Annotated in this window: 20 protein-coding genes, 1 other RNA gene and 1 pseudogene; 6 read left to right on the forward strand and 16 right to left on the reverse strand. The window is 49.0% G+C overall.

Annotated elements, in window-relative coordinates:
- The first annotated feature begins 13 nt into the window (after window positions 1-13).
- From phnC to phnE (F1381_RS25740), 3 genes are read left to right on the forward strand one after another with little or no spacing between them, the layout of a single operon-like run.
- Window positions 14-796, forward strand: a complete 783-nt coding sequence (gene phnC, locus F1381_RS25730; RefSeq protein ID WP_151737694.1) for a phosphonate ABC transporter ATP-binding protein — start codon at window positions 14-16, stop codon at window positions 794-796.
- Window positions 789-1,604 (forward strand): phosphonate ABC transporter, permease protein PhnE, encoded by an 816-nt coding sequence (phnE, locus tag F1381_RS25735; RefSeq protein WP_151737695.1) that lies wholly within the window; start codon window positions 789-791, stop codon window positions 1,602-1,604. The genes phnC and phnE (F1381_RS25735) overlap by 8 nt, the downstream gene beginning before the upstream one ends.
- Window positions 1,605-1,620: 16 nt before the next feature.
- Window positions 1,621-2,427, forward strand: coding sequence for a phosphonate ABC transporter, permease protein PhnE (phnE, locus tag F1381_RS25740; protein ID WP_151737696.1), 807 nt, complete (start codon window positions 1,621-1,623; stop codon window positions 2,425-2,427).
- 58 nt (window positions 2,428-2,485) lie between these two features.
- Here phnE (F1381_RS25740) and F1381_RS25745 read toward each other — a convergent pair whose 3' ends face one another.
- Together F1381_RS25745 and F1381_RS25750 are read right to left on the reverse strand one after the other, a co-directional pair.
- The gene (locus F1381_RS25745; protein WP_151737697.1) at window positions 2,486-4,642 is read right to left on the reverse strand and encodes a pectate lyase family protein; all 2,157 of its coding nucleotides are present in this window, start codon (window positions 4,640-4,642) and stop codon (window positions 2,486-2,488) included.
- 446 nt (window positions 4,643-5,088) lie between these two features.
- The gene (locus F1381_RS25750) at window positions 5,089-6,003 is read right to left on the reverse strand and encodes a hypothetical protein (protein WP_151737698.1); all 915 of its coding nucleotides are present in this window, start codon (window positions 6,001-6,003) and stop codon (window positions 5,089-5,091) included.
- Between the two features lie 147 nt (window positions 6,004-6,150).
- Here F1381_RS25750 and F1381_RS28510 point away from each other — a divergent pair, with 147 nt between their 5' ends.
- Entirely contained in the window at window positions 6,151-6,318 is a 168-nt protein-coding gene (locus tag F1381_RS28510; RefSeq protein ID WP_187355572.1) for a hypothetical protein, read from the forward strand.
- Window positions 6,319-6,757: 439 nt separating this feature from the next.
- Here F1381_RS28510 and F1381_RS25755 read toward each other — a convergent pair whose 3' ends face one another.
- Window positions 6,758-7,573: a hypothetical protein gene (locus tag F1381_RS25755; RefSeq protein ID WP_151737699.1), complete on the reverse strand. Its 816-nt coding sequence runs from the start codon at window positions 7,571-7,573 to the stop codon at window positions 6,758-6,760.
- Between the two features lie 236 nt (window positions 7,574-7,809).
- Here F1381_RS25755 and F1381_RS25760 point away from each other — a divergent pair, with 236 nt between their 5' ends.
- Window positions 7,810-8,832 carry a hypothetical protein gene (locus F1381_RS25760; RefSeq protein ID WP_187355573.1) on the forward strand — a complete coding sequence of 341 codons (1,023 nt, stop codon included), beginning with the start codon at window positions 7,810-7,812 and terminating at the stop codon, window positions 8,830-8,832.
- A gap of 135 nt (window positions 8,833-8,967) precedes the next feature.
- Here F1381_RS25760 and F1381_RS25765 read toward each other — a convergent pair whose 3' ends face one another.
- Window positions 8,968-11,190 carry a carbohydrate-binding domain-containing protein gene (locus F1381_RS25765; protein WP_151737701.1) on the reverse strand — a complete coding sequence of 741 codons (2,223 nt, stop codon included), beginning with the start codon at window positions 11,188-11,190 and terminating at the stop codon, window positions 8,968-8,970.
- A gap of 358 nt (window positions 11,191-11,548) precedes the next feature.
- On the opposite strand from F1381_RS25765, the gene F1381_RS25770 reads away from it, so the two are divergent.
- Window positions 11,549-12,025: a L,D-transpeptidase gene (locus F1381_RS25770; protein ID WP_151737702.1), complete on the forward strand. Its 477-nt coding sequence runs from the start codon at window positions 11,549-11,551 to the stop codon at window positions 12,023-12,025.
- Between the two features lie 72 nt (window positions 12,026-12,097).
- Here F1381_RS25770 and F1381_RS25775 read toward each other — a convergent pair whose 3' ends face one another.
- From F1381_RS25775 to F1381_RS25830, 12 genes and pseudogenes are all read right to left on the reverse strand, one after another.
- A complete protein-coding gene (locus tag F1381_RS25775; RefSeq protein ID WP_151737703.1) occupies window positions 12,098-12,943 on the reverse strand; it encodes a hypothetical protein in 846 nt (281 codons plus the stop codon).
- Between the two features lie 241 nt (window positions 12,944-13,184).
- The gene (locus F1381_RS25780; protein WP_151737704.1) at window positions 13,185-14,102 is read right to left on the reverse strand and encodes a VOC family protein; all 918 of its coding nucleotides are present in this window, start codon (window positions 14,100-14,102) and stop codon (window positions 13,185-13,187) included.
- Between the two features lie 21 nt (window positions 14,103-14,123).
- Window positions 14,124-14,549 (reverse strand): VOC family protein, encoded by a 426-nt coding sequence (locus tag F1381_RS25785; protein ID WP_151737752.1) that lies wholly within the window; start codon window positions 14,547-14,549, stop codon window positions 14,124-14,126.
- A 402-nt stretch (window positions 14,550-14,951) separates the two neighbouring features.
- Window positions 14,952-15,778: pseudogene (locus F1381_RS25790) on the reverse strand (Rpn family recombination-promoting nuclease/putative transposase).
- A gap of 116 nt (window positions 15,779-15,894) precedes the next feature.
- Window positions 15,895-16,259, reverse strand: a transfer-messenger RNA (tmRNA) gene (gene ssrA, locus F1381_RS25795).
- Between the two features lie 285 nt (window positions 16,260-16,544).
- Window positions 16,545-17,024 carry an SsrA-binding protein SmpB gene (gene smpB, locus F1381_RS25800; protein WP_151737705.1) on the reverse strand — a complete coding sequence of 160 codons (480 nt, stop codon included), beginning with the start codon at window positions 17,022-17,024 and terminating at the stop codon, window positions 16,545-16,547.
- Between the two features lie 317 nt (window positions 17,025-17,341).
- Window positions 17,342-20,119: a ribonuclease R gene (rnr, locus tag F1381_RS25805; protein ID WP_151737706.1), complete on the reverse strand. Its 2,778-nt coding sequence runs from the start codon at window positions 20,117-20,119 to the stop codon at window positions 17,342-17,344.
- Window positions 20,120-20,395: 276 nt separating this feature from the next.
- Window positions 20,396-20,629, reverse strand: a complete 234-nt coding sequence (gene secG / locus F1381_RS25810) for a preprotein translocase subunit SecG (RefSeq protein WP_151737707.1) — start codon at window positions 20,627-20,629, stop codon at window positions 20,396-20,398.
- A gap of 192 nt (window positions 20,630-20,821) precedes the next feature.
- Entirely contained in the window at window positions 20,822-22,108 is a 1,287-nt protein-coding gene (gene eno / locus F1381_RS25815; RefSeq protein WP_151737708.1) for a phosphopyruvate hydratase, read from the reverse strand.
- Between the two features lie 58 nt (window positions 22,109-22,166).
- Complete coding sequence (gene gpmI / locus F1381_RS25820) at window positions 22,167-23,711, reverse strand: 2,3-bisphosphoglycerate-independent phosphoglycerate mutase (RefSeq protein WP_151737709.1); 1,545 nt, start codon at window positions 23,709-23,711, stop codon at window positions 22,167-22,169.
- A 1-nt stretch (window position 23,712) separates the two neighbouring features.
- Window positions 23,713-24,468, reverse strand: a complete 756-nt coding sequence (gene tpiA, locus F1381_RS25825) for a triose-phosphate isomerase (RefSeq protein ID WP_151737710.1) — start codon at window positions 24,466-24,468, stop codon at window positions 23,713-23,715.
- Between the two features lie 25 nt (window positions 24,469-24,493).
- A complete protein-coding gene (locus F1381_RS25830) occupies window positions 24,494-25,675 on the reverse strand; it encodes a phosphoglycerate kinase (RefSeq protein WP_151737711.1) in 1,182 nt (393 codons plus the stop codon).
- Window positions 25,676-25,780 lie beyond the last annotated feature (105 nt).

The following is a 25,780-nucleotide window of genomic DNA, read 5'->3' on the forward strand; positions in this document are numbered from 1 at the left end:
GATTGAATGCCCCATGATTCAGTTTATGAATGTAACCAAGACGTATACAAACGGCACCAAGGCCCTGAGCAATATTAATTTGACAATCAAGCAAGGTGAATTCGTTGCCGTCATCGGCCTCTCCGGAGCCGGGAAGTCAACGTTAATCCGTTGCATTAACCGTATACATGATATTTCCAGCGGCACCCTCCTGGTTGACGAGGTCGATGTCGCCAAACTTAAAGGACGGCATATCCGCAAATTCCGCCGCAGAATCGGCATGATTTTTCAGTCTTTTAACCTGGTGACCCGTACGACGGTGATTAACAATGTGCTGGTATCCTTCGTGCCGGGTCTTCCCCTGTGGCGGAAGCTGACGGGCATCTTCCACAAGGAGCATAAGATCAAAGCGCTGGAGGCCCTCGATAAAGTCGGCATTCTGGACAAAGCCTTCGTCCGCGTCGACCAGTTGTCCGGCGGGCAGCAGCAGCGCGTTGCGCTGGCCCGCACACTCGCCCAGAACCCGGATATCATTCTGGCGGATGAGCCGATTGCCTCACTCGACCCGGTTACCGCCCGCATCGTCATGGATGACTTCCAGAGAATCAATAAGGAGATGGATATCTCCGTCATCATGAATATCCACCATGTGGAGATCGCGCTCGAATATGCAGACCGCGTAATCGGCATCCGCAAGGGTGAAGTTGTGTTCGACGGCGAAGCCTCCCAGGTGACGCAGGAGATTCTGCAGGAGATTTACGGCGGGAAGTGGGAAGCGGAGAAAGCGGAGATGGAGGAGCAGGCGGCCTATGTTTGATAAGCTTTTTCCCCCTAAAAAAATGATGCTGCCTGGCGGAAAAATCGTGCTGCAGAAACGCTCCCGCACGCCGCTCGTCGTCCTTATCCTGGCGGTTTGCACGGTGCTGTCGGCACAGTTTACAAACTTCAGCTTCCCGGTGCTTTTTGACCGGATACATGAATTCTTTACCATTATTAATAAAATGATTCCGCCGGACTGGGGAAGCCTATCGGGCATCTGGTCCCCGCTGCTGGATACCATCAAGATGTCGCTCCTGGGCTCCATCATCGGTGCATGGATTGCTCTTCCGGTCGCCGTGGCGGCCTCCTCCAATATTGTGCAGTCTAGAATTGTGATAATCATCAGCAAAGCGTTGCTCAGCCTGCTCCGCACGCTGCCGACACTCGTCTCTGCTCTTATTGCCACCTTCGTGTTCGGTCTGGGATCGATGGCAGGAACGGTGGCGATTATGCTCTTCACGATCTCTTACGTCGGTAAACTGCTGTACGAGCAGATTGAGAATGTGGATATGGGGGCTTTTGAAGCGATGGAATCGCTGGGCATGACCCGGCTTGAGGCCTTCCGCTTCGCGGTCCTGCCGCAGGTGCTTCCGGGTTATATCTCCACCTCCCTTTACTGTTTCGAGGGAAATGTGCGGTACGCGGCGATTCTGGGCTTGGTCGGTGCCGGAGGCATCGGTCTGCTCATTAACGAAGGGCTCGGCTGGCGGGATTACCCTGCTGTGGGAATGATCATTCTGGTTCTGATTGTCACGGTCTATGCGATCGAAAGGGTCAGCGAGCATTTCCGCAAGAAGCTTATTTAAGGGAGACGTTGCATTCATGAATAGCATTGACAAACAACTGGCGGCCGCCCCACGCAATCAGCTGTACCTGGGGACTATTGCGATCATTCTCGCCGCGTTATTCGTGTGGTCCATGACGGCGGTCAGCTTTAATCAGATCGATCAGAACAGCCTGAAAATCGCCAAAAATATCGTACACGGCCTGACCCATCCGGATACGGAGCTGCTGTTCAACGTATCGAAGCAGAGCGTATTGTATCTGCTTCTGGAGACCGTGGCCATCGCCTTCCTGGGAACGGTTGTCGGCGCCGTATTGGCCGTACCCCTCGCCTTTCTGGCGGCATCGAACATCGTGCCGAAGCCGTTGTCCTGGCTTACGCGGCTATTGCTGATCATCATCCGTACAGTGCCGGCGCTGGTATACGGTCTGATGCTGATCCGGGTAACCGGGCCGGGGGCTTTTGCCGGAGTATTGACGGTGGGAATAACCTCGATCGGGATGCTGGCCAAGCTGTACGTGGATGCCATCGAGGAGCTGGATACCCGTGTTCTGGAGTCAATGACCTCGGTAGGCTGCACTACCTTTGAGAAGATCCGCTTCGGCATCATCCCGCAGCTCATGTCGACCTTCCTGTCGGTCATGATCTACCGCTTTGACATGAACATGCGCGAGGCCTCGATTCTGGGCCTGGTCGGCGCCGGCGGCATCGGGGCCCCGCTGATCTTCGCCATGCGGAGCTATAAATGGGATCAGGTCGGGTCCATCCTCATCGGACTGGTCGTGCTGATCCTCATGATCGAGTTCTTCTCGAATAAGATCCGGGCGAAGCTGGTTAGAGGGTAATATTCGGGCGAGATATAGAAAAGCGGCCCAGTGGGCCGCTTTTGTCATACTCATACCTCTAATTCACCTTCATATAATACAGGTTCGTCGTTGTATCCTTCGTAATCGTATGTGCACCGGCACCAAGGGACACCGTAGCAATACCATTCGTGATCGGATAGCTTGTGCCGTCGACCTTGATCTTCGTACCTTCTGAATTGAACACCAGCGTTAATGTCGAGGCTTGCGTGGTGGTGAACTTGATACTGGTTGCGCTCTCGATCTTCAGGCACTGGGTAAGTGTCAGACCGTTATACACCACAGTTCCTTTGCTGGTGGACAGGTTCCCCGAGATGGTGAAGAAGCTGCTGGTGGTACCGTCCGTAGTGAAGTTATGCACCTTTTCTCCCGCTGCAGGTGTCGAGGTTGGCGCTACCGTAGGTACCGGGGTCGTGGTTGGCACCGGAGTTGCCGTCGGCACTGGTGTCGCCGTCGGCGCAGGTGTAGCCGTTGCGGACGGAGTCGGCGTCGGTGTCGCCGGGCTGGAGTTGCCGCCTACCGATACCAGCTGTGTAGTGTAGGCCCGGATAGCGGACATCAGCGCTGTGTTCACGGCATAGGAAGCGTCATCCACGGAATCATTGAACGTCCAGGCGAAATCCCCGCCGCTGAGTCGTCCCGCTTTGGCCGTAACATTCTGCTCCACCGCAGTTACATTGTCCACGGCTGCCGCGCTTACACCAGTATTTACCTTCGTATCGAAGTTATTATACGCCGTGCCGCCAACCAGCGCCTTATATGTGCTTGGTACGGTTTCCGTTCGCGAAGAGGCCAGGTACGCGTCAAAAGAGGTGGCATTCGCCGCAGCCGTACCCGTGCCGGAGTTGGCATAAATCAGACTGTCGGCTTCGGTAACGATATTGTTGAAGGCCTTGATCACCCCGCCATTTTCACCGGAGAATGTGCCTTCACCCAAAGCGTCCGTACCTTGCAGCGAGATCATCATCGGGTACTTCGTATGTCTGAACACATTGGACTCGACAAACGCCGAACCCCCGCTCGTCATGCCGACGCCATATTTGGAGACGCCGTCATAGAAGTTATTATAGATGTGGACCGAGGCCACACGGATGCGCGGATGGCGGGAGTCCGAATGGTCAAACCAGTTATGATGGAAGGTGGCGAAGAACTCGGACGATTCGGTTAAGCCTACCAGAGAGGCTTTTCCGGAATCCCAATAGTGGTTGTAAGAGATTGTAATATAGGAAGAACCGTTCTTCAGGTCAGTGGAGCCGTCACCCTTCACCTGGTCCGCATCACTGCCGGCCGATCCGTAGAAAATATCATTATTATGCACCCACACATTCACATTGCCCGAGTCCATGGACACACCATCGTCGGGGAACAGCATCAGTCCGAGGTTGCGCACCTCCACATTGCCGACATAACGCAGCAGCATACCCCAGCCATAAGCGTAGGCATCATCCCCGATTCCTTCCAGGGTAATGTTCATTTCGGCATAGTTGCTTTTGCCTTTAACCTGCAGGTATCCGCTGCTGTTCAGCTGCCCGCTCAGATCGGAGGCCGTAATTTTGCCGATGAAACGGATAGCCAGCGGAGTAGTATCATACCCCTTTTGTCTAAGATTCAGGATTTCACCCAGACCTACAGCAGTTTGCGTCGAGCCGGAGCTGTTGATTTTGACAGGAAGCGTTACCGTCTGCGCATTCTGGGAGGTAATGTACACTACCTGTGCCCCGCTCTTAAGCGTGCCGTTATTATTGTAAGCCCCGGAGCCGGTACCATATTGGGAATTCGGTGAAAAAGCAAACCCGGACCGGTCATGAGCCGCTACGCTCAGCGCACCCGTCACGGCACTTACCTTGGAGCCTCCGGACAGTACGGCTTCCACCTTCATGACATAGCTTCCGGCGGCAAGTCCCACCGCATCCGCTCTCCAATAAGACGGATATTTGCGGATTAACTGGCTGTCAATCTGCTGGTACTGGGAGTCAGCGCTGCTTGCCGGCTTCACATATACGTTATACCCTGTGGCATTGCTTTCAGGCGACCATTTGACATAAGCTGTTTCATTCCAGCCCCCGCTTCCGGTAATCGCCAGCCCTGCAGCATGTACTGTTGAATTGGCCCATCCGCCGGCGATTAAAGATAATGTCAGTGACAACAGCAGGACGATGCCGGTAATTTTGGATAAATTGGTTGTTCTTTTGCTCATTTCATATCCTCCCCATTATAATTTCTAACTTATGTGAAACCGCTTGCAAAGTTTTAAAAAACTAAAGCACCCCTCCCCCTCCTTCCGGATTCTGCTGCACGGCCTTACACAGCTGGGTTTGTCCGAATGTTGCTGTCATAATAAGAATAGAGCTCCCCGCGATCCCCCCAGTATTTTTGCAAAAACCCAAAATTTTCAATTGAGGCACCCTCAGATTAGCAGTGCCTGTATAGTTCCGAAACAATCATTTACTCATATTTCCAGGAAAACTGCCGTATTCTGAGCTAATGATTATATGGCAGAGATATCAACCATCGTAAACAATTTGTGTAATCTTTCGAATCGGGGTTGACCTTTGTTAATTCTTAGTTAAAACATAAACAAAAGCCACCTGCCGGCTTGCCGGTTGATGGCTTTGAGGTAATCTATATTTTATTTACTTTCCTCTAAGACTTAACTAACCAGTTTAGTACAAGCTGTGCAATGGCTCCTGTAATCCAGCTATGCTTTTCGAATATGTGGGAATACTTTAGAAAAGAACTTTTATTAATATCTCTGTTACTTTCAAGCATTTCACGAATCTCACTGATCATTATTCTTAATGTTTCTGCATCGTCTCCGCCTCTTGTGCTAATCAGATGATCTAACTCCTGAATGTCGCTTATATTATTAATGGATGGATTCACTTGTTGACCTATCATAGAGCCATACACATTACCAAAATTATATGAAATACTTTCTGTCATTTTATTTCCCCCCTTTATTTTTTGTTCCTTTATCTTTTTTTCTAATATGACTTTTATTGTCTCCGTTATGTCCTCAATTTCTTTACACATCGTTAAGTATCTCTCGCTGTTAGGATCTATTGGATAACTTATGAAGTTAATATGTACTATTGGTTGCTCAACATCAGAAAAGTAGAACTTTAATCCAAGAGCCTTAACTTTATTTTTATTACCTGATTCATAATTCATCTCCTCATAGTCAACGATTTTCCTGATCTCATTTAATAAAAACACTTTGCTTGTCCACTCTTGTTGAAAAAATAAAATGATACGCGATGCAACCTCATCTATTATAATGATTTCTTTATTAGAGGGGGTTTTAATTAATAAATCCACTCCAATATCATATTGAATGGTTCTTCCCAGTTCCTTCATGTATATAACTTTCTCTTTCTTTTCGTCTACCGCTACTAATGAATTTTTATAGATAAATGTATCAGAGACCAGAAACTGATTTCGTCTAAGCTCACTCCTGAAATAGTCCATTTTCTTTCTATACTTCACATATTTTATAATCAGTGAAATAACTAAAACGGACGCAATAAGAATCAAACCTAATGCATCTTCAAGGTTCAAGAGGAAACCCCCCTTCTGTATATAATATCCACTTTACCATAGTTTTTTATCTATACCCACGTGTTCACCGTTTATTCGGATATACATCTCCCTTGTTCCACCTGTCCCAAAATTATAGAGTTAAAAGGGTAGATGAATCTAGTATAGATGGCAAAAGAGTATGATATTGCAATCACTTTTCCTACCTTTAAAGATGGCGATATCGAAAACTTCAGCAGCTCACTGGGAAGAAGCAAATATGAGTTGAATAACATCGGGTGGAGCAAATCTTTTGAAGTTAAAGTGGAGGTGCATATCGCGCCCCTTTTTGATTAGCTCAATCCATCCCCACTAGAATATACATCGTCTGGTAATATAACACATTCTCCTTTATTATCCATTAAACAACTTTTGAACAATTAAAAAGGCCTACTCGTCTGAGTAAGGCCTAATATACTTTTAATTTAATTACATCGGATGTACGCACTCTTGGACATCTGCTTGCGTACTGGGATTAATGAAAATACATTTTTGATTCTAACTCGACTTCCAACATGTTAAAAAAATCCTTATAAATTGCTCTTTGCATTAATTCCTGTTTTATAACTTGATATAACTGAATTTCCCCTAATTCCCTCAACTTCTCCAGGTTCCTAATACGATGCTCAATAATTTCCTTAGACACCAAGGAGTCTGTACCTACGATATCGTTTAGCAATTTAGCAACTATAATTCGATTTTCAGGGTTTTGTATCATTCTCAAGTATCTGTACATTTACTTCACCCCTATTCGGTTCATTGCAATGCATAAACTATTGTACATACCTGGGTAGGTTATTTCTTTATTTTCCCATCCATAAATAATATCATCAGCAATATATTGAATATAAGCATTTTTATCCGCAAATTTGTCAGGATCATTTTCCGATTCCCAAATAATTGATGCTATTTCCTGAGTATTCGCATAAACGTAATCCCGATAATTCACAAATGCATAATCAATAATATCTAGTTTTATTTTAACACAACTTTCCATTAAGCTCATCCATGAAGCTGTATTTTCGGAAAATCTATACTTTAAGAATTTTAATCCGAATTGATGAATATGTAAGCAGTTTTTAAATTCGCTTTTCTCCAACCTCTTCAAACGAGGTAAAAGCTGAACCAAGTAATGTCCATATGCAGGATTGAGTTCCTGTTTTAATCCAATTAGTCGATACATTGCGTGAGCTGCTGTTTCGGCTGCTGTTTCTTCCATAGCTAACCATCTGTTGTAATTAGAATGCCCATCATATACTAAATTATGCATTCTAGCATGATAAAATTCGTGAAAAACGGTTTTTATTTGGTAATAAGGTGGACGGATATCGGCATTTGATAATGTGTAACTTTCAATAGTAACTATATGAGTCATCGTTGCGAAACATTCACCAAATGTGCTCAGGCCCAAATCAGATATATTGATCGGTATTAGATGATTTGTTCTCGGAGTATTAAGTAGATGTTCTGATAAATGAACACGAACTTTATAGTTCGCCTTCAATGCCATATGAAGAAACTTTCGTCTAGCCATTATATTCTTGTCTGCCATTACAAATTCTTCCTTGGTTTTTTCTCTAAATATATTATTTTTTGTGAGGACAATCAATAGAATTTGTATATCAAGACTATTTTTAATTACACAGACTCATCATTTTCATTGCATAACGATTTGGGTAATATACCTAAACTGGGAAATTAACACATCAGAATTCCAGAAAGGGGAAGCATCAACCATTGCAGCCTGTTCTAAAGCGGCGTACCCGCAAACCAATTATTTTTACAGTCTTGGGACTGGTCCTCATTGCCGCAATCGCCGTACTGATCTGGGGAGTATTCTTCTCCAGGAGCGGAACCCTCTATCAAAAAGGTATCCTTAGAGCCTTAGAATCATCCTACCAGTCCAAATTTATCATCGTATCGGAGGAAGGCACCAATGAGGACGGCTTCCAGGTGTTAAAAGCGGCACCCGCCAATGACCATAATCTCGTGTTTACGGTGAGCCGTTCAAACGGCACTATCGATGGCGGCCTTCCCCTACGGAGACAGCTCAATGAGGATTATAAGGAAACAGCACAGATGAAGTATTACCCGCAACTGGTCAAGAAACACTTCGGCATAGATATTGAAGAGGTGCCTATGTCCATTTATAGAGGAATCGATTCATCCCGAGAGCCGTCTGATGAGAATTACATAGAAGTGACCCGGAACAATGCAGATAGCATCGCGTCTAAATCGAAAGCATTTTTCCAGGAGGCGGAGAGTCACCGCTTAAACAAACTCTTTTTCCGGTACAAGGATAACCTCGCTCTGCCTTCCCAGGATAATGATGCACAGCAGAGGTTTGAATTACTGGGATTCGAGTATGAAGTAGGGGAGCACTGGGGTAAGGGCTTCCGCCCTCTGACCGAAGAGGAGCTCAAGGCGGAGCTGGTGGAGAGAATTGGCATACAGATTGCGGATCGGGTGGTCTACGCTTTCGAAGCAGAGAACCCGGACTGGCAAAGAACGTTCGATCTTCAATTCCCGGCGAATGACCTGACCAAGTTTGAAGGTTATGTGGTAAGCCATACGATAACAGCGGAACAAAGAGATGAGGCCCTTGCGGAAATCTATGAGGCCTACACCAGGGTGCTTCCATTTACCGCTAAGCTTAACGGCCTTCAGATGACAGTCATCCACCTGCAGTACAAGACGAATATAGAGACTGAGACCGTAACCTTGCAGGCGGCAGATTGGGGTGCACTGGATAGTCTGGATGATATGAAAGAGCTGTTCAATCACTCGCAAAAAACAAAGAATCCGCGCTGACCGTAAACAAAATATATCTTACCGAAATAAAACACCCGCTTCAGGAGCGGGTGTTTTGTATGGAGCCGAGAACAACAATTTGTTCTTGAAAATGCATCTGCTGCGTATTAACAGAAGGCTCTATTCACAAAGCGGCTATAGCAGCTTGCTTAATAGAGTGGCAAGCGCTGCGCGGGACATTGTACCGGTAAGAGTATCCGGGAAAAGATCGTCTACTGAAATCGTTGATCCGCTTAATTCTATATATCTTGTTATAACAAGCTTCATATGCTCAACAGTCAAGCTAGCATTGGGCATGAAATTCCCTTTTCCATCTCCAATAACAAGTCCGTTTTCCACTGCCCAACCCACATATCCATTGTACCAGCTATTTTTCGCAACATCATTGAAGGAGCTGGACTCAGCTTGCTCTATGTTTAGAAGTCTGCCAAGAGTTGTAATCGCAGCTGCGCGTGTGACTGGTGAATTCGGTGAAAACTGAGTCGAGCTCGTTCCTACCATAATTCCCTTTTCATACAGAGCCTTGATTGCATTATAGGAAGCATCGTTAGAATTCACATCGGTGAAGGGCAGCACACCGATTGCAAATGGCCATTCAGCCACCCCGGTGTAGGTTTCATTAGAGGATACTACCGCAATGGTAAGCCGGTATCTCCCGTCCGCCTCAGGCATAATTTTAGATAAATCACCTTTTAACTCGGATAAAAGATACGTTTCAGAATAGCTCTCTGAAGGCATGTCTGTTACCGTTAATTGGATATCACTTTCAGGAACAGCCGCACTTGCTGTAACTCCCTCAAAGACAATGCTTTTACCAGAAGCTACACTTTTAATGCCGGCACCGTCATTAACCGTAAAAGTGACTTTAGTTTTGCCGCTATTGTCAGTTGCCTCGGAAATACCCGAGAAGCTATGCACAGATTCTGTTAATACGAATGCTGTAGAACCTTCACCGCTTACCGTTGTGCTTTGGCCGCCTGAATTAAATCCACCCTCCGGCAGTGCAGGAGGCGTACCCTCTGGCATTTCTCCAGTAGCCGGACGGTTTCCTGTTGGAGGAGCAGCCTGATCCAATGGTTCGTTGCCATTGTCAGGACGGTTGCCGCCAAAGCCGCCACCCATCATGCCAAAGGAGTTTCCTGTATACTGCTGCTGTTTACCATTAATTTTCAGTGTATATTCTGTATTGAGCTTAAGATCAGCCGATGAAAAGGTTACGCTTTGGAAATTCTTCTCTGCAGTATGGTTAAATAATTCATTTCCTGCCGCGTCTGTTACTGAGATCGTACTTCCTGCCGCTTGGGTCGATGCAAAGGATAGCTCCATAAACGGCTGCTTAGATACCGAAGAAGATGCATCATTACGTGTTCCTAGCGCAAGTACTGTACCGCCATTAATGATAATATCACTATCAGCATCAATACCGCCGTCAGGACTGCGGTCGTTAGCCATAGTCACAATAGTTCCTCCGTTAATAGTCAAGTAGCCATTGGAGTCTATACCATCACCTTCTGCTCCCAGACCTGCATTAACGTAGAGATATCCACCATTGATACTTGTTACTGAAATCCCATCTTCATTTGTATTAATACCATCATCCTGAGATTCTATATAGACCTTACCGCCGTTTAAAGCCAGATGAAGCTCAGAACCGAGCCCTTCGTTCTCAGCAGTAATATGTAGCTCTCCTGTTCCTTTTGCTTCTCCAGTGATGTTCATGGACATCTTAGAATAGAAAGCCGCATCATATTTATGCAGCTTCTTCGTAGAGCCCTCTTTATAAATTCGCGCAACATAAGAGCCGCTTACATGATTGACCGAATCGTCCGCCAATCTGACCTGGGCCCCTGCATGACTACTAAGATCGACAATTCCTTTTGTATCTTCTGCATTGGAGTACGGTTCATACACATTATAAAAAATAACTGCCGGTGCAACGGTATTCGTTATATTTACTCCGTCTAAAATAAGTGTTACAACCGCAGTAGGATCAGAAGCTGCATCCTCTCCCAAATCAATGGCCAACTGCCCTTTCGACAACGTGCCGGATACACGATAAGTTCCTGGTTGCGTGATGGTTACAACTGTATGAGCAGCTGCTTCCTCAGCACTGTGCGCATCCGGAGCTGTGCCTTCTCCATAGCTGCTGTCATGTCCGTCCTCATAATAGACAATAGTAGCTCCAGTATATACAGCTGCTGATGAACCCATAGACGCTTTTTGTCCGTCCACGGTTACTTCTGAATCAGAAAGGTTAATCGCCGTTTCCTTCGTAGTTGTACTAGCAGAAGCGATCCCGGCTGCACTAGACATGGTTAAGATTAAGACAAGCATCAGAGACATTGTACGTTTCAGCATACTCTATCACTTCCTTTCAGTAGGGTTATACGGTTAGTATAAATAGCTTTTCTTAAAGAAAGCTTATTTAGAACTGAAAGTTGGCTGAAAGTAACTTAACAACAAGCCTCAGTTACCGTGTATTGGCAGCTATTTTCGTCTCTGAACCGACCATTCTGTCATGCCCTTGCCCCACATTACTAAAAGAATCAACAACCAAAATAACAGACATGATAGACATGATAGTTGTAATTCATCTCTTTTTATCTACCTACTCTATGAGAAGGAAATTTTGATAATAACTTGAATGATTGTGGAGCCAGTTATTCAAGTATTGCTCCCTCAATTTCCCTCAATCATATTAAGTGGAGGTAATATAATGAGCTATCATATTATTGTAAATTTGCCTGCTAATCGGGATAATAAGGGATCTCTCAAAATGTATGACGGAAGCGGTGCTTTGGTATTTGGCCCGGTTGAAGCGCTGGGGCGCGGTACGAATATGGCATCTAACGGTTACGACCACACCAATTGGATCGAGGAAAATTCGGATACTCCAACTGGTGTCTATGCAGCTTCGGTAATTGACCCTGGGACTCCGACGTCTTCTTACGGATCTTATCAGAGAGTTGCAATGGACCCCACTAGTGGTAATGCCCTGCTTGCAGAAAATAACGGACGTTTTGGGATTATGATTCATGGCGGAGACGCATCTAAAGAAACTAACGCATCCTGGTATCCATTGCGTCCAACATACGGTTGTGTTCGCATTTCGAACTCTAATCAAAATGCATTGATTAATAAAATCGCCGCAGTGGGCGGCAGTGGTAAAGTAACGGTTAATAACATTGGTTAAACATCTTAAAAAGGATAGGGGCCTATGAGGTTCCTATCCTCTTCTTTAGAAAGATAAATACTTTTTACCGGATCAAAGATTGTTGGGGCCAAACTCACTGTACTTCGATAATTCACCGGAAGGAATTTGAGTTAGTTCGGTTACGTTTTCTGTGCTTTCTTCATATCTCAATAGATCAAATTGATCTGAACTTGTCTCACTTATAAAATCAAATCCATCCCCTTGTTTCTCCCACATAATGAATAAAGTGTTTATTAACGTTTTGTTATTTTGTATTTTTAATAACTCATTAAGATTAACATCAAGGACAGCTAAATTACTGCTGCTGGTATCCCCATATGCAAAAGCAAGCCTGTTATCCATAGGCGACCAATTATAAGCGTGAATTGTCTCATATGAAAGACCGGTCAAATTATTTATGGTGTTACTTTCACCATTTTTCAGATCAACGACAATCAACTGATTTCCGACATTTGTAATAAATATGTTGATGGATAAGTAATCTCCACTTGATGATAAGGCAACCGATGTGATTTCGCTTCCATTTTCGCTAATATCCCTTGGAATATTGATGTCGAATGGGCTTCCATCATGGCTCACTTGAATAGCGGTAATGGAAGTTGTGGACTTCTTTGCAACAAATTCGACATCCCCCATTTTCCATGTGGTTTGTTCTGGGGTAGAGTTTATTTCAGCGCTTTGCCCCGGCTTAAAGTAACGGGATAGATTAGTATCTTGATTATTATGATCCTCCTGGGTTGAAGATGGATTATTTTCATCTGGTTTGCTTACCGGATTTCCTGCTTGCTGTGTCTGAACAGGTGGTTGGTCGTTATTCGCTTGATTCTTTGTGTCCCCACAACCAACCAGTGAACTTGAAATAAGAACAATTACTGCAATACTTGCAATTGTCTTCATTTAATATCCCACTCCTTTAATTTTTCTCTTTATTATACGCCATAATATGGAAAATAGTTGCGGGCCCAACAAGCACCGCGTTCACGGAACATTGGACTGCCTAACACCTGCTCAGTACCAAAAGGTTGTCATCCAAAATGATCCGCTGCAAAGCACATCAAAAAGCGGTGAGGGTTTTCTCTCACCGCTTTTTGCATTAATATCCCCCTGCTTCCCCGGGCAAAGGATAGGACTTATCCGCTCACTCGCCCTTATAAGCCTTATGCAATGCTGAAAGGTCGAATTTCTTCATCTGCAGAAAAGTCTCCGTAACACGCGCAATCTGCTCCGGTGTTCCTTTCTCCAGCATCTCGTCCATCGCGGCCGGAACAATCTGCCACGACACACCAAACTTATCGGTTAGCCAGCCGCATTGCTCAGCCTCGGGAACTGCAGAAAGCTTTTCCCAGTAGTGATCAATCTCCTCCTGCGTATCGCATTTCACCATAAAGGAGATGGCTTCGTTGAAATTAAATTGATGATCGTGCGCACTGTCCATTGCGGTGAACCACTGCTTCTCCAGCATGAAGTCAGAGAACATAATAGTTCCTTCCTGGTCAGGCTCCGAGCCTTGGGGATAGCGGGCAATCGTTCCCTGCTGCGAGTGGCCAAACACGGATAGATAGAAAGCCATCGCCTCTTCGGCCTTACCGCACTGTTCACCGACAAACAGTAACGAGGGAATAATAGCCGGCCGCTCCTCACCTTCCGGGTTGGTAAGGATCAGCTGCCAGGACACACCATATTTATCCTGAATCCAGCCGTACCGCTCACTGAACGGATACTTATCAAGCGGCATCAAGGCTTGCCCACCCTCAGATAATTTGTTCCAGACCTCATCTATTTTCTGGGCTGCGTCCAAGTCGCGTGATGGATCAAAATTAACGAAGAAAGACACGGAAGGATTCAACTTAAAATACGGCCCTGCGCTGATAGCCATAAACTTCTGTCCCCATATTTCAAAAGAAACCTGGTCACAGTCACCTGACGGCGTGCCGTGCAGTGTCGTAACACTAGTAACCTTGGATTCGGGGAACACAGTGGCGTAAAAATCAGCCGCTTCTACCGCTTCTTTGTCATACCATAGATGCGGCACGATTCTCTGATTCGCATTTGTCACAAGTCATTCCTCCTCAGCTGCCTATTCCTTAGGGACATTCACCTGAAAGGTAACCCCGAACTTGTCCTTAACAATTCCGTACAAAGGGCTCCAATCCGTCTTCTGCAGAGGCATGACCACTTGCCCACCGTCTTCCAGTGCTCCGAAAATCTCACGTGCGACTGCCTCCTCCGTAGGATGAATCGCAATCTGAACCATATCTCCGCCCGCCTGATGCGGCGTACCCGGAAACGTGTCGGAGAACATGAGATCTGCATTACCAACCCTCAAAAGCGCATGCATCACAAGGGTTCTCATCTCACCGGTCAGCGGATGCTCCGGATCTTCCGGCAAATCCCCGAACGTCATGATTCCTACCACGCTCCCGCGCAGCGCTTTTTCATAGAAATACAGAGCTTCTCTTGCGTTGCCATTAAAGACAAGATACGGGTTCAAGCAGATTGACATCATTCTTCATCCCCTTTGGAATAAGTTGGACAATCACCTTTATTATACACAAAATGTGAAGAAAATAAACGATTTTTACGAACGTATGATCCCTAAGTTTTTGAATCAATATAATTTCGGTCAAAATCTTTATAAAAGAAAAAAACACCCTTCAAGGTGTCTTCTGCTTTACTCCATATGGAGCCGAGAGAGAGTCGAACCCCTGTCCGAAGGTACCGGCACATAAGCTTCTACGAGTGTAGTCACAGTTTTGATGTCACCCGAGTAGCGCCTCGTAACCGGCTATACGTTGGGTCAGCCTGATTATTTTCTTCTGCTGACCCCAGGCGGAGACCAGACAGCCTATCCCATTACTTGTTAGCCCCTATCCCTGTCACATGATCGGCTGAAAGAATAGGGATGTTAAAACCTTATAGACCGAATTTCATCTTCACTTAGACCAGTTGCTTTAGCGACAGCAGCATGATCCATTCCCATAGCCAACAAATTCTGGGCAACTTCTATTTTACCTTTTTTTATACCCGCCATTTCTGCACTTCCCAGCATAGAAGCCTCATCATGCAAATACTTCTGCCTGGCCTCATACAACCGTCTAGCCTCTGAATCCTGACTCAGATATTGCAGAGTATCCATGGCCTTTTCCAAACCCGGCTCATTCATCTTTAGCACCTCCCATTGTGATGTATCGGCACCTTTCAGGAACAACAGCCAATTGATCAATCCGCCTTCGGACGGAACACTATGTTCATCCAGCTTCGGCAACTCCAAGAAATGAACCTCAATGTCGTCAATCAAGGATATCCCTGTCCGATCTTCCCGCAGATGAAATACGTTATGATATTGATCGTTCTTCAAGAACGAATAGTTTAGAATGTTGATTGTTACGCATTTCTTCAACTCTAGATACTTCTCACCCTCACTGAGTTGACTCGCATATCGTTTGCTCCAGTAAAAAAGCGTTCGTTTCTCTATATCATACTTATTGAAAAGCTGCATCTCAATATCAATCAGTTTGCCTTCAGAGGTCTTGGCATAAACATCAAAAATGGATTGTTTATCGAGTGATCGTCTTTGTCCGTATAGGGATTCATTAGAATGATCTCGGTCAGCGGCGGCTCGCCAGCCTCTGTAAAAATGCGGTTAAGAAATGCCAGCAGCACATCCTTATTATTCTCGCTGCCAAATATCCGTTTGAACACAAAATCCACACGCGGGTCGAGTAATTCCATCGGCATCAGCTCCATTCTTTAATATTTATTATAACATTTTTCATTTGAAATGGGCTTCGAAAGAAAATACCTATAACGAAAAAAGACACCCCTAAAGGTGCCTTTCACTTTACTCCATATGGAGCCGAGGGGAGTCGAACCCCTGTCCGAAGGTAACGCCACATAAGCTTCTACGAGTGTAGTCACAGTTTTGATGTCACCCGAGTAGCGCCCCGTAACCGGCTCTACGTTGGGTCAGCCTGATTATCTTCTTCTGCTGACCCCAGGCGGAGACCAGACAGCGTATCCCACTACTTGTTAGCCCCTATCCCTGTCACATGGGCGATGCAGGGTAGAAGCACGCTCACAGGTTATTAAGCTGCGAAAGCGTAGTTGTTGTTTTGTTTGCCGTTTAATTGGCGTTAGCGTTGATGAAGCGGACGCGTCCCCACTACTCGCTACCCATGCTCGAACTACCCCCGTCGAATCCAAGAACGGCCCCTCATTAGAAAAGGGCGCTTCGGATCAGGCGGACCAGTCAAGCAAGAATGCATTGGTCCACAGCTTCCTGGTAAGAAGCCATATCTGAAGCAGAAAGCTTACTAACAGAAATTATTATAACATATTCTGCAGCACTTTAACATGAAGGTTAGAGGAATTGCAGGTGGATCCTGGTACAGCAGTAACACTGGCTGGTATTTGCTTTACAAGGCTTGTGGAAACATACTGCAGACTTCCTAGAAGCTTGCAAATGTACCCTGCTGGTGAGTTCTCGCCTCGCCTGAAACTACCTCGCGATCTTTTGCTTATCACGCAAAGCCCGCTGGATATCGCGCTGAGCATCGCGTTTGGCGGCGGAATCGCGCTTGTCGTATTCCTTCTTCCCTTTACCGAGGCCAATCAGCAGCTTGGCGTAGCCATTGCGCACATAGACCTTCAGCGGCACGATCGTAAAGCCCTCACGCTTGGACTGTCCGAGCAGCTTGTGAATCTGCTCCTTGTGCATCAGCAGCTTGCGTGTACGGGTCGGGTCGGACGGATTGGCGCGGTTGCCCTGCTCGAACGGACTGATATGCATATTGTGTACAAAAATCTCGCCGTTGCGGATTGTGGCAAACGCATCACCGATATTCGCACGGCCGTTGCGCAGCGACTTGATCTCAGTGCCTGTCAGGATTAGACCGGCTTCATAGGTGTCCTCAATATAATAATCATGGGAAGCTTTTTTGTTCTGGGCGAGCACTTTCCCTTCGGCTTTTTTACCCATGACGATCACTCCTTGAATCATATTCCAACATCCGGATGGATAGTTGCTTCACAGCCTAAACCCAACTATTTCATCCTAGCGTCAGATCTTTATTGTATCAAAAGAAAACGGTGTAAAGCAAGAAGCCGCCTTGCCGCATTCTAACGCCAATTTGACAACTGTATGTCAGGAAGTGTTGGATTGAAAGCGGAAGATCCAAACAGGAACAAAGGCTCTAAACCATGCAAAATAAAAACAGCGCGCTTCGTCAGGAAGCAGCGCTGTTAGTACTCCAGACACCGCTGCAAGGCGGTGCCTGGCTTATCGAAGCGGCTGGTTCACCGCTTCTTCTTCTTGCGGCGCCCACCGCCGCCGCCTTCTCCGGTACCCGGCGTCACCTCAGGGTTGATGAAGACGCCGCCCTTGGTCTTTTTGCGGCGGCCCTTGCCTCCCGGGCCGCCCGGTCCCTCGGAGCGGAAGCCGCCTCCAAGGTCCTCGCGGCTGCGGAACCGGGTGTTCGCGTCGACACCCGGCAGCTCACCTCCGCCATGGGCGCCATAGCCGCCCTTGCCGGAGCCAAAGCCGAAGCTGATGCCGCGTCCCCCGGCACCGCTTCCGGCCCCTGCGCCGCTGCGCCCCTGCGGCGCAGCCCCGCCTTCGCCGCCGTTCAGCGCGGCGAAGGCTCTGCGCGCGGCCTCTGCCGGGCCGCGCCCCTGCTTCTCGCGGCCGCTGTATTCGGCCGCAGGCGCTTCGCCGGCGCGCCAGGCAGCGCCGGCCTTGCCCTTGCCTGCAGCAGCCCCGCCGCTGCCAGGCTTGCCTTTGCCTGCAGCAGCTCCGCCGCTGCCGGGCTTGCCTTTGCCGCCGCGGCCCTTGCCGGCGGCGGCTTTGCCCTTAGGCGGCTTGCCGAAGCCGCCTGCACCCGGGCGGCCGCCTTTGCCGCCGCGGCCGCCGTAGCTGCGGTGCTCGCCCGCCGCGCGCGGCTTCATGTCGACCAGCTCGAAGTCGATCGTATGGTCGTCCATGTTGACCTTGGCGACGCGGATCTTCACCTCGTCGCCGATGCGGAACAGCTTCGAAGTGCGTTCACCGATCAGCATCATATGAGCCTCATCGAAGTGGTAGTAATCGTCGGTCAAGGCGCTCAGCCGGACCAGACCCTCCACCGTATTCTCCAGCTCAATGAACATCCCGAAGCTGGTTACGCTGCTGATCATCGCGTCGAACTCCTCGCCGACCTTGTCCAGCATGTACTCTGCTTTCTTGAGCTGCTCAGTATCGCGCTCAGCTTCCACCGCAACGCGCTCACGCTCGGAGGATTGCTGGGCAATATCCGGCATCCGGCTGGCCAGATAGTCGTGACGCTTCTGGTTCAGTGCGCCGCCGCTCTCAATCACTTCCCGGATGACCCGGTGAATGACCAGATCGGGATACCGGCGGATCGGCGAGGTGAAATGGCTGTAATATTCGGCGGCTAAGCCGAAATGACCGGTGCTCTCGGCATCATACTTCGCCTGCTTCATCGAACGCAGCATCATCGTACTGATAACGGTCTGCTCCTTGGTACCCTGAATGTCCTCAAGCAGGCTCTGCAGCGCACGCGGGTGGATGGCATTGCCGCGTCCCTTGATGTGGTAGCCGAAATTAGCGGCAAAAGCCATGAAATTCTGCAGCTTCTCCTGGTCCGGGTCCTCATGAATCCGGTACAGGAACGGCACCTTCAGCCAGTGGAAATGTTCCGCCACCGTCTCATTGGCCGCCAGCATGAACTCTTCAATAATCTGCTCGGCCACCGAACGCTCGCGCTTGACGATATCGACCGCTTTACCGTTCTCATCGACGATGATCTTGCTCTCTTCAAAATCAAAATCCACCGCTCCCCGGCGCATCCGCGCACCGCGCAGCTTCATCGCCAGCTCCTTCATCAGGTGGAAGTCGGGAATCAGCGGCTTGTAACGCTCCAGCAGCTCAGGGTCCTCTTCTTCAAGAATTTTGCGCACATTAGCGTAGGTCATCCGTTCTTTAGTCCGGATCACGCTGGTGAAGATATCGTGCTTCACAACCTTCATGTGCTCATTGAATTCCATCTCGCAGGACAAGGTCAGCCGGTCAACCTGCGGATTCAAGCTGCAAATCCCGTTAGACAGCCGGTGCGGCAGCATCGGAATCACACGGTCCACCAGGTAGACGCTGCAGCCGCGGTCATAAGCCTCTTTGTCCAGCTCGGAGCCTTCGCGCACATAATAGCCGACATCGGCAATATGCACGCCCAGCTTGTAATGCCCGTTCTCCAGCCGCTGCACATTGACGGCGTCATCCAGGTCCTTGGCATCGGCGCCGTCGATGGTGACAATATTCAGACCGCGCAGATCGCGCCGCCCCTGCTGCACGATTTCTTCCTCCGTAATGGAATCCGGCGCCGCTTCCGCCTCCTGCATCACCTCCGCCGGAAAAGCCTCCGGCAGCTGATGCTTGCGGATCACCGACAGAATATCAACCCCCGGATCATCCTTATGTCCGAGGATCTCAATGATCTCACCCTCGGCCGCTGCGCGTCCTTCAGGATAATTAACGATGCGAACGACAACCTTCTCGCCGTCAACCGCCCCCATGAAGGATTGCTTCGGCACAAAAATATCGCGGTTAATCCGCTTGTCATCCGGCAGCACGAACCCGTAGGTCTCGAAGCTCTGGAATACGCCGACGGTCTGCAGCACACCGCGTCTGACGATCCGCACGACTTCCCCTTCCATCCGTCCGCCGGAAGGGCTCTTTGACGTAATCCGCACGAGCACGATGTCCCCGTTCATTGCCCCTTTGAGATCATTGGCGTGAATATACACATCCGGATGGTCGCGGTCATCGGGAATCAAAAAAGCGAAACCCTTCGCATGCGCCTGCAGTCTTCCGCGCAGCAAATCCATCCGCTCGGGCACGCCATAGCGTCCATTACGGGTCAGCACAATCCGTCCATCTTGTTCCAGCTCTCTCAGGAGCTCCTCAAAGCCTTTGAAGGCCTCGCTGTCCTCTATTCCAAAATGGCCGACCAATTCGTCATAGGTCAGCGGCTTATAAGCGGTCTCCCGCATAAAATCGAGTAATGTATCCTGTGTAATCAATCTCTTCACCTCGGCCCTTTCGCAGCCGCTTCCCGGCTGCCGGCAATGATATATATTGCCCCGTCATCTGCTGTGCTTTAAGTAAATATTACCTCTTTATACTCATACCCTAGTATACACGAAATCAATCCCCCGCATCCCTGCCGGAAATAAACAACCCCACAAAGCGCAGCCGGGCCGTACAGCCAAGCCAAACACTTTGCAGGGTCTTCTGCAGCCATCAAAAAAGCCCTCACCCCATTCACGATGAATAGAGCGAAGGCTTACCGGCTACAACTAATCTACAAAAATGGCTACGACAATTGACATGATGAAGAAGCCAGCTGCCAATGCAACAGTCACACGCTGCAGCACAAGCTCCATACCGCGCGCCTTGGTCTTGCCAAAAAGATGCTCAGCACCGCCGGAGATGGCACCGGAGAGACCCGCGCTTTTCCCTTTCTGCAGAAGAACGACCGCGATCAGGCCTACGGCAAAAATCAGAAGCACAATTTTCAAAAAAATATCCATTCACTTCCACCTCCTACGTGCGAGCATCGCTATCTATACAAAAATAGAATTCTCGTTTCATAAACAGCATTCTTATTATATCACAGGCATGCAAGTAGTACAATATATCTGTTATTAATATGGAAAAAAACACCCCGCAGCTATGCGCATAGCTGCGGGGTGTCCGTTCCCGGCTTAGATTAATAAGCGAGATTATCTTTTCAGGTTGTAGAAGGATTTCAGGCCGTTGTATTGAGCCAGTTCGCCCAGTTCGTCCTCAATGCGGAGCAATTGGTTGTACTTGGCGATACGGTCTGTACGGGAAGGAGCACCTGTCTTGATCTGGCCGGCATTGGTAGCCACGGCGATATCAGCGATTGTGCTGTCTTCGGATTCACCGGAACGGTGGGAGACAACGGCAGTGTAGCCTGCGCGTTTAGCCATTTCAATAGCGTCGAAGGTTTCAGTCAGGGTACCGATTTGGTTAACCTTGATCAGGATCGAGTTACCGATGCCGTCTTCGATACCTTTAGCCAGACGCTCAGTGTTGGTTACGAACAGGTCGTCGCCAACCAGCTGGATTTTGTTGCCCAGCTTCTCAGTGAGCAGCTTCCAACCTTCCCAGTCGTCTTCGGAGCAGCCGTCTTCGATTGTGATGATTGGGTACTTATCCACCCAAGAAGCGAGCAGGTCTACGAACTCAGCAGGCGTGAAGGATTTGCCTTCGCCTTCGAGGTGGTATTTGCCGTCCTTGAAGAACTCGGTGGAAGCAACGTCCATGCCCAGGAATACGTCAACGCCTGGCTTGTAGCCGGCTTTTTCGATGGCTTCCATGATGGAGGACAATGCGTCTTCGTTGGAAGTGAAGTTAGGAGCGAAGCCGCCTTCGTCGCCAACTGCAGTGTTCAGGCCTTTGCCTTTCAGTACAGTCTTCAGAGCGTGGAAGATTTCAGCGCCTGTACGCAGAGCTTCTTTGAAGCTAGGTGCGCCAACAGGCAGAACCATGAATTCTTGAACGTCAACGTTGTTGTCGGCATGAGCGCCGCCGTTAACGATGTTCATCATTGGAACCGGAAGCTGTTTAGCGTTGAATCCGCCCAGGTATACATACAGAGGCACATCCAGTGCTGCTGCAGCAGCGCGGGCTACGGCCATGGATACAGCCAGGATAGCGTTGGCGCCCAGTTTGCCTTTGTTATGCGTTCCGTCCAGGGCGATCATCAGCTTATCGATGCCCAGCTGGTCCAGAGCGTCCATGCCGATAACTTCTGGAGCGATGATTTCGTTGACGTTCTCAACGGCTTTCAGTACGCCTTTGCCCAGGTAGCGGTCTTTGTCGCCGTCGCGAAGCTCTACAGCTTCATGAGCGCCTGTGGAAGCGCCGGAAGGAACGATAGCGCGGCCTTTAGCGCCGGATTCCAGATATACGTCAACTTCTACAGTAGGGTTACCGCGGGAGTCCAGGACTTCGCGTGCATACACATCAGAAATAATAGTCATGTTAAGTAATCTCCTTTAAACAATTGATTTGGTTGTAGCTTTAGTACAGTTGTTTCCTTTATTTGCGGCTGGCAATCATGGATTGTCCGGTCATTTCCGCAGGCTGCGGAAGTCCCATCAGATCCAGGATGGTTGGAGCCACGTCGGCCAGAATGCCGGATTCACGCAGAACGACGTTCTCGCTGGTCACGATGAACGGAACCGGGTTGGTCGTATGTGCCGTGAACGGACGGCCTTCTTCGTCAAATACCATATCCGCATTGCCGTGGTCGGCAATGATGATCGCTACGCCGCCTTTGGCGACAACGGCATCGACAACTTTGCCTACACATTCGTCGGTTACTTCCACAGCCTTGATCGTAGGCTCCAGCATACCGGAGTGTCCTACCATATCAGGGTTGGCGAAGTTAAGAATGATGGCATCCTGTCTCTCAGCTTCGATTTCCGCTACGCAGGCCGCCGCCACTTCGTAAGCGCTCATCTCCGGCTTAAGGTCATAGGTTGCCACTTTCGGCGAGTTGATCAGGATGCGGGTCTCGCCCGGCAGCTCCTCATCGCGTCCACCGCTGAAGAAGAAGGTAACATGCGGATATTTCTCGGTTTCCGCAATGCGCAGCTGCTTCTTGTTCTGCTGAACAAGCACTTCACCCAGCGTGTTGTCCAGATTCTTCGGCGAATAAGCCACATACCCCTGAACAGTCTCACTGAAGGTGGTCAAGCATACGAAGTGCAGATTCTGCGGGAAGAGCGGTCCACGGTCGAAACCGCGGAAATCCGAGTTCGTGAACACCTGCGACAGCTGAATCGCACGGTCCGGACGGAAGTTAAGGAATATAACGGAATCGCCGCTTTCCACCTTCGTTACCGGGTTGCCTTCATTGTCGACGATGACACTTGGCTCAACGAATTCATCATACACAGAGTTCTGGTAGGATGCAGTGATAGCCTGCAGTGCGTCGGTATATTTCGGGCCTTCGCCGTAAACCATGGCACGGTAAGCTTTCTCTACGCGTTCCCAGCGCTTGTCGCGGTCCATTGCATAATAACGTCCCGAGACAGTAGCGATAGTACCTACGCCGACTTCTTCGATCTTGGCAATCAGCGATTGAATGAATTTTTGGCCGCTGTCCGGAGGTACGTCCCGGCCGTCCATGAAGGCATGGATGAACACATCATGCATATCTTCTTTCTTGGCCAGGTCGAGCATCGCGAACAGGTGGTTGATATGGCTGTGCACCCCGCCGTCGGAGACGAGCGCGTACAAGTGCAGCTTTTTGCTGGTCGATTTAGCGCTTCTTACGGCAGCAACCAGCGTTTCGTTCTCGAAGAACTCTCCGTCGCGGATCGACTTGTCGATACGGGTCAGGTCCTGGTATACAATGCGGCCTGCACCGATATTCAGGTGACCTACTTCGGAGTTCCCCATCTGCCCTTCGGGCAGACCCACAGCTTCTCCGCTCGCGGTAAGCGTAGTGTTGGGATATTGCTTCAGATAACGGTCATAGTTCGGTTTGTTGGCTTGGGCAACAGCGTTACCCTCATCCGTATTGCGCAGCCCGAATCCGTCCATGATGATCAGGGCTACCGGTCTTGGTGCTGCCATCTTACTTCGCCCCCTCAACGAGTGAAACGAAGGAAGCAGGCTGCAGGCTGGCACCGCCGACGAGTGCGCCGTCGATGTCGCTTTGACTCATGTACTCCGTTACGTTCTCCGGCTTCACGCTGCCGCCGTACTGGATACGTACCGCATCAGCTGTTGCCTGATCATACAGATCCTTAACCAGGGTGCGGATATAGGAAATAACTTCGTTAGCATCCTGGGATGTGGAGGATTTGCCTGTGCCAATCGCCCAGATCGGTTCATAAGCGATAACTACCTGTGCCGCCTGTTCAGCGCTCAGGCCGGCAAAAGCAGCCTCGGTTTGCACTTTGCATACGTCCTTAGTCTGGTCAGCTTCGCGCTCTTCGAGCTTTTCGCCTACGCAGACAATCGGAGTGATGCCATGGCGGAATGCCGCATGCATTTTCTTGTTGACGATTTCGTCGGTTTCAGCAAAGTATGCCCGGCGTTCGGAATGTCCGATGATGACATATTCTACGCCAAGGTCCTTCAGCATTACGCCGCTGATTTCGCCTGTGTACGCACCGTTATCTTCGAAGTGCAGGTTCTGTGCACCGATCTTGATCGTCGTGCCCTTCACCGCTGCTACAAGTGCAGGCAGGTTCGTGAATGGCGCACAAATTACAGTTTCCACGCCTTCCACTTCAGCTGCACCTTTTACTTCGGCGATGAAGCTCTCGGCTTCCGGAACGGTTTTGAACATTTTCCAGTTGCCTGCAATAATTGGGGTTCTACTCATAGTGTTGCATTGCCTCCTTCTGGTCTTACTTGTCGTTCAGTGCCACTACGCCAGGAAGTGCTTTGCCTTCCATGAATTCCAGGGATGCACCGCCGCCGGTGGAGATATGATCCATTTGGTCGGCCAGGTGGAACTTCTCTGCAGCAGCTGCAGAGTCGCCGCCGCCGATTACTGTATAGCCTTCTGTAGTTGCACAAGCCTGTGCTACTGCCTTGGTGCCTTCAGCGAAGATGTCAATTTCAAATACGCCCATCGGTCCGTTCCATACGACCAGCTTGGAGTTTTTGATTACATCGGCATACAGCTCGCGGGTCTTAGGTCCGATGTCCAGACCTTCCCATTCGGCTGGAATTTCCGTAACATCAACGATCTTGGTGTTGGCATCCGCACCGAACTTGTCGGCAACGACAACGTCAACAGGAAGCAGGAAGTTCTTGCCCAGTTCCTTGGCCTTCTCGATAAATCCGAGTGCCACGTCGAGCTTCTCGTTGTCTACCAGCGAGTTGCCGATTTCGTAGCCTTGAGCTTTGGTGAATGTATAAGAAAGGCCGCCGCCGATCAGAACATTGTCAGCCAGGTTCAAGAGGTTGTTGATGACGTCAATTTTGTCTTTAACCTTGGAACCACCGATGATGGCAGTGAAAGGACGTTCAGGGTTCGAGAGCGCCTTACCCAGAACGGACAGTTCCTTCTCCATCAGGAGACCGGATACAGCCGGCAGGTGATGGGCGATGCCTTCTGTCGATGCGTGCGCACGGTGAGCCGCGCCGAAAGCGTCGTTGACGAACAGGTCCGCCAGCTCAGCGAATTGCTTCGCCAGTTCCGGATCGTTCTTCTCTTCGCCCGGGTAGAAGCGGACGTTCTCGAGTACCAGTACATCGCCTTCGTTCAGTTCGGCGATCTGCGCTTTAACCGCTTCGCCAATCGCCTCATCGGCTTTGGCTACCGGCTTGCCGAGCAGCTCGGACAGGCGTTCAGCGGCAACGGTCAGACGCATGGAGTCCACGAACTGACCCTTCGGACGTCCCATGTGGCTGGCCAGAATGATCTTCGCGCCGTTCTCAATCAGATATTTAATCGTAGGCAGGGTTTCACGGATGCGGGTATCGTCGGTGATTTTACCGTCTTCTACAGGCACGTTGAAATCCACGCGCACGAATACGCGTTTGCCTTTAACTTCTACATCACGCACACTTTTTTTGTTCATGATTATATATCCTCCACACCCAAATTGGTTTCGTTACGAATCCATTCAGAAAGAGCGGAAACAAGGAGATTCTGTTTCCGCTCTATAGATGCTGCTTATAGGCAA

The sequence above is a fragment of the Paenibacillus tengchongensis genome (assembly GCF_008973665.1).
GTDB classification, from domain to species: Bacteria; Bacillota; Bacilli; order Paenibacillales; family Paenibacillaceae; genus Paenibacillus_AQ; species Paenibacillus_AQ tengchongensis.

Coding starts and splice junctions, on each gene's coding strand:
- phnC (WP_151737694.1), top strand. CDS start 14: ATGATTCAGTTTATGAATGTAACCAAGACGTATACAAACGGCACCAAG.
- phnE (WP_151737695.1), top strand. CDS start 789: ATGTTTGATAAGCTTTTTCCCCCTAAAAAAATGATGCTGCCTGGCGGA.
- phnE (WP_151737696.1), top strand. CDS start 1,621: ATGAATAGCATTGACAAACAACTGGCGGCCGCCCCACGCAATCAGCTG.
- F1381_RS25745 (WP_151737697.1), bottom strand. CDS start 4,642: ATGAGCAAAAGAACAACCAATTTATCCAAAATTACCGGCATCGTCCTG.
- F1381_RS28510 (WP_187355572.1), top strand. CDS start 6,151: ATGGCAAAAGAGTATGATATTGCAATCACTTTTCCTACCTTTAAAGAT.
- F1381_RS25755 (WP_151737699.1), bottom strand. CDS start 7,573: ATGGCAGACAAGAATATAATGGCTAGACGAAAGTTTCTTCATATGGCA.
- F1381_RS25765 (WP_151737701.1), bottom strand. CDS start 11,190: ATGCTGAAACGTACAATGTCTCTGATGCTTGTCTTAATCTTAACCATG.
- F1381_RS25770 (WP_151737702.1), top strand. CDS start 11,549: ATGAGCTATCATATTATTGTAAATTTGCCTGCTAATCGGGATAATAAG.
- F1381_RS25775 (WP_151737703.1), bottom strand. CDS start 12,943: ATGAAGACAATTGCAAGTATTGCAGTAATTGTTCTTATTTCAAGTTCA.
- F1381_RS25785 (WP_151737752.1), bottom strand. CDS start 14,549: ATGTCAATCTGCTTGAACCCGTATCTTGTCTTTAATGGCAACGCAAGA.
- smpB (WP_151737705.1), bottom strand. CDS start 17,024: ATGGGTAAAAAAGCCGAAGGGAAAGTGCTCGCCCAGAACAAAAAAGCT.
- secG (WP_151737707.1), bottom strand. CDS start 20,629: ATGGATATTTTTTTGAAAATTGTGCTTCTGATTTTTGCCGTAGGCCTG.
- eno (WP_151737708.1), bottom strand. CDS start 22,108: ATGACTATTATTTCTGATGTGTATGCACGCGAAGTCCTGGACTCCCGC.
- gpmI (WP_151737709.1), bottom strand. CDS start 23,711: ATGGCAGCACCAAGACCGGTAGCCCTGATCATCATGGACGGATTCGGG.
- tpiA (WP_151737710.1), bottom strand. CDS start 24,468: ATGAGTAGAACCCCAATTATTGCAGGCAACTGGAAAATGTTCAAAACC.
- F1381_RS25830 (WP_151737711.1), bottom strand. CDS start 25,675: ATGAACAAAAAAAGTGTGCGTGATGTAGAAGTTAAAGGCAAACGCGTA.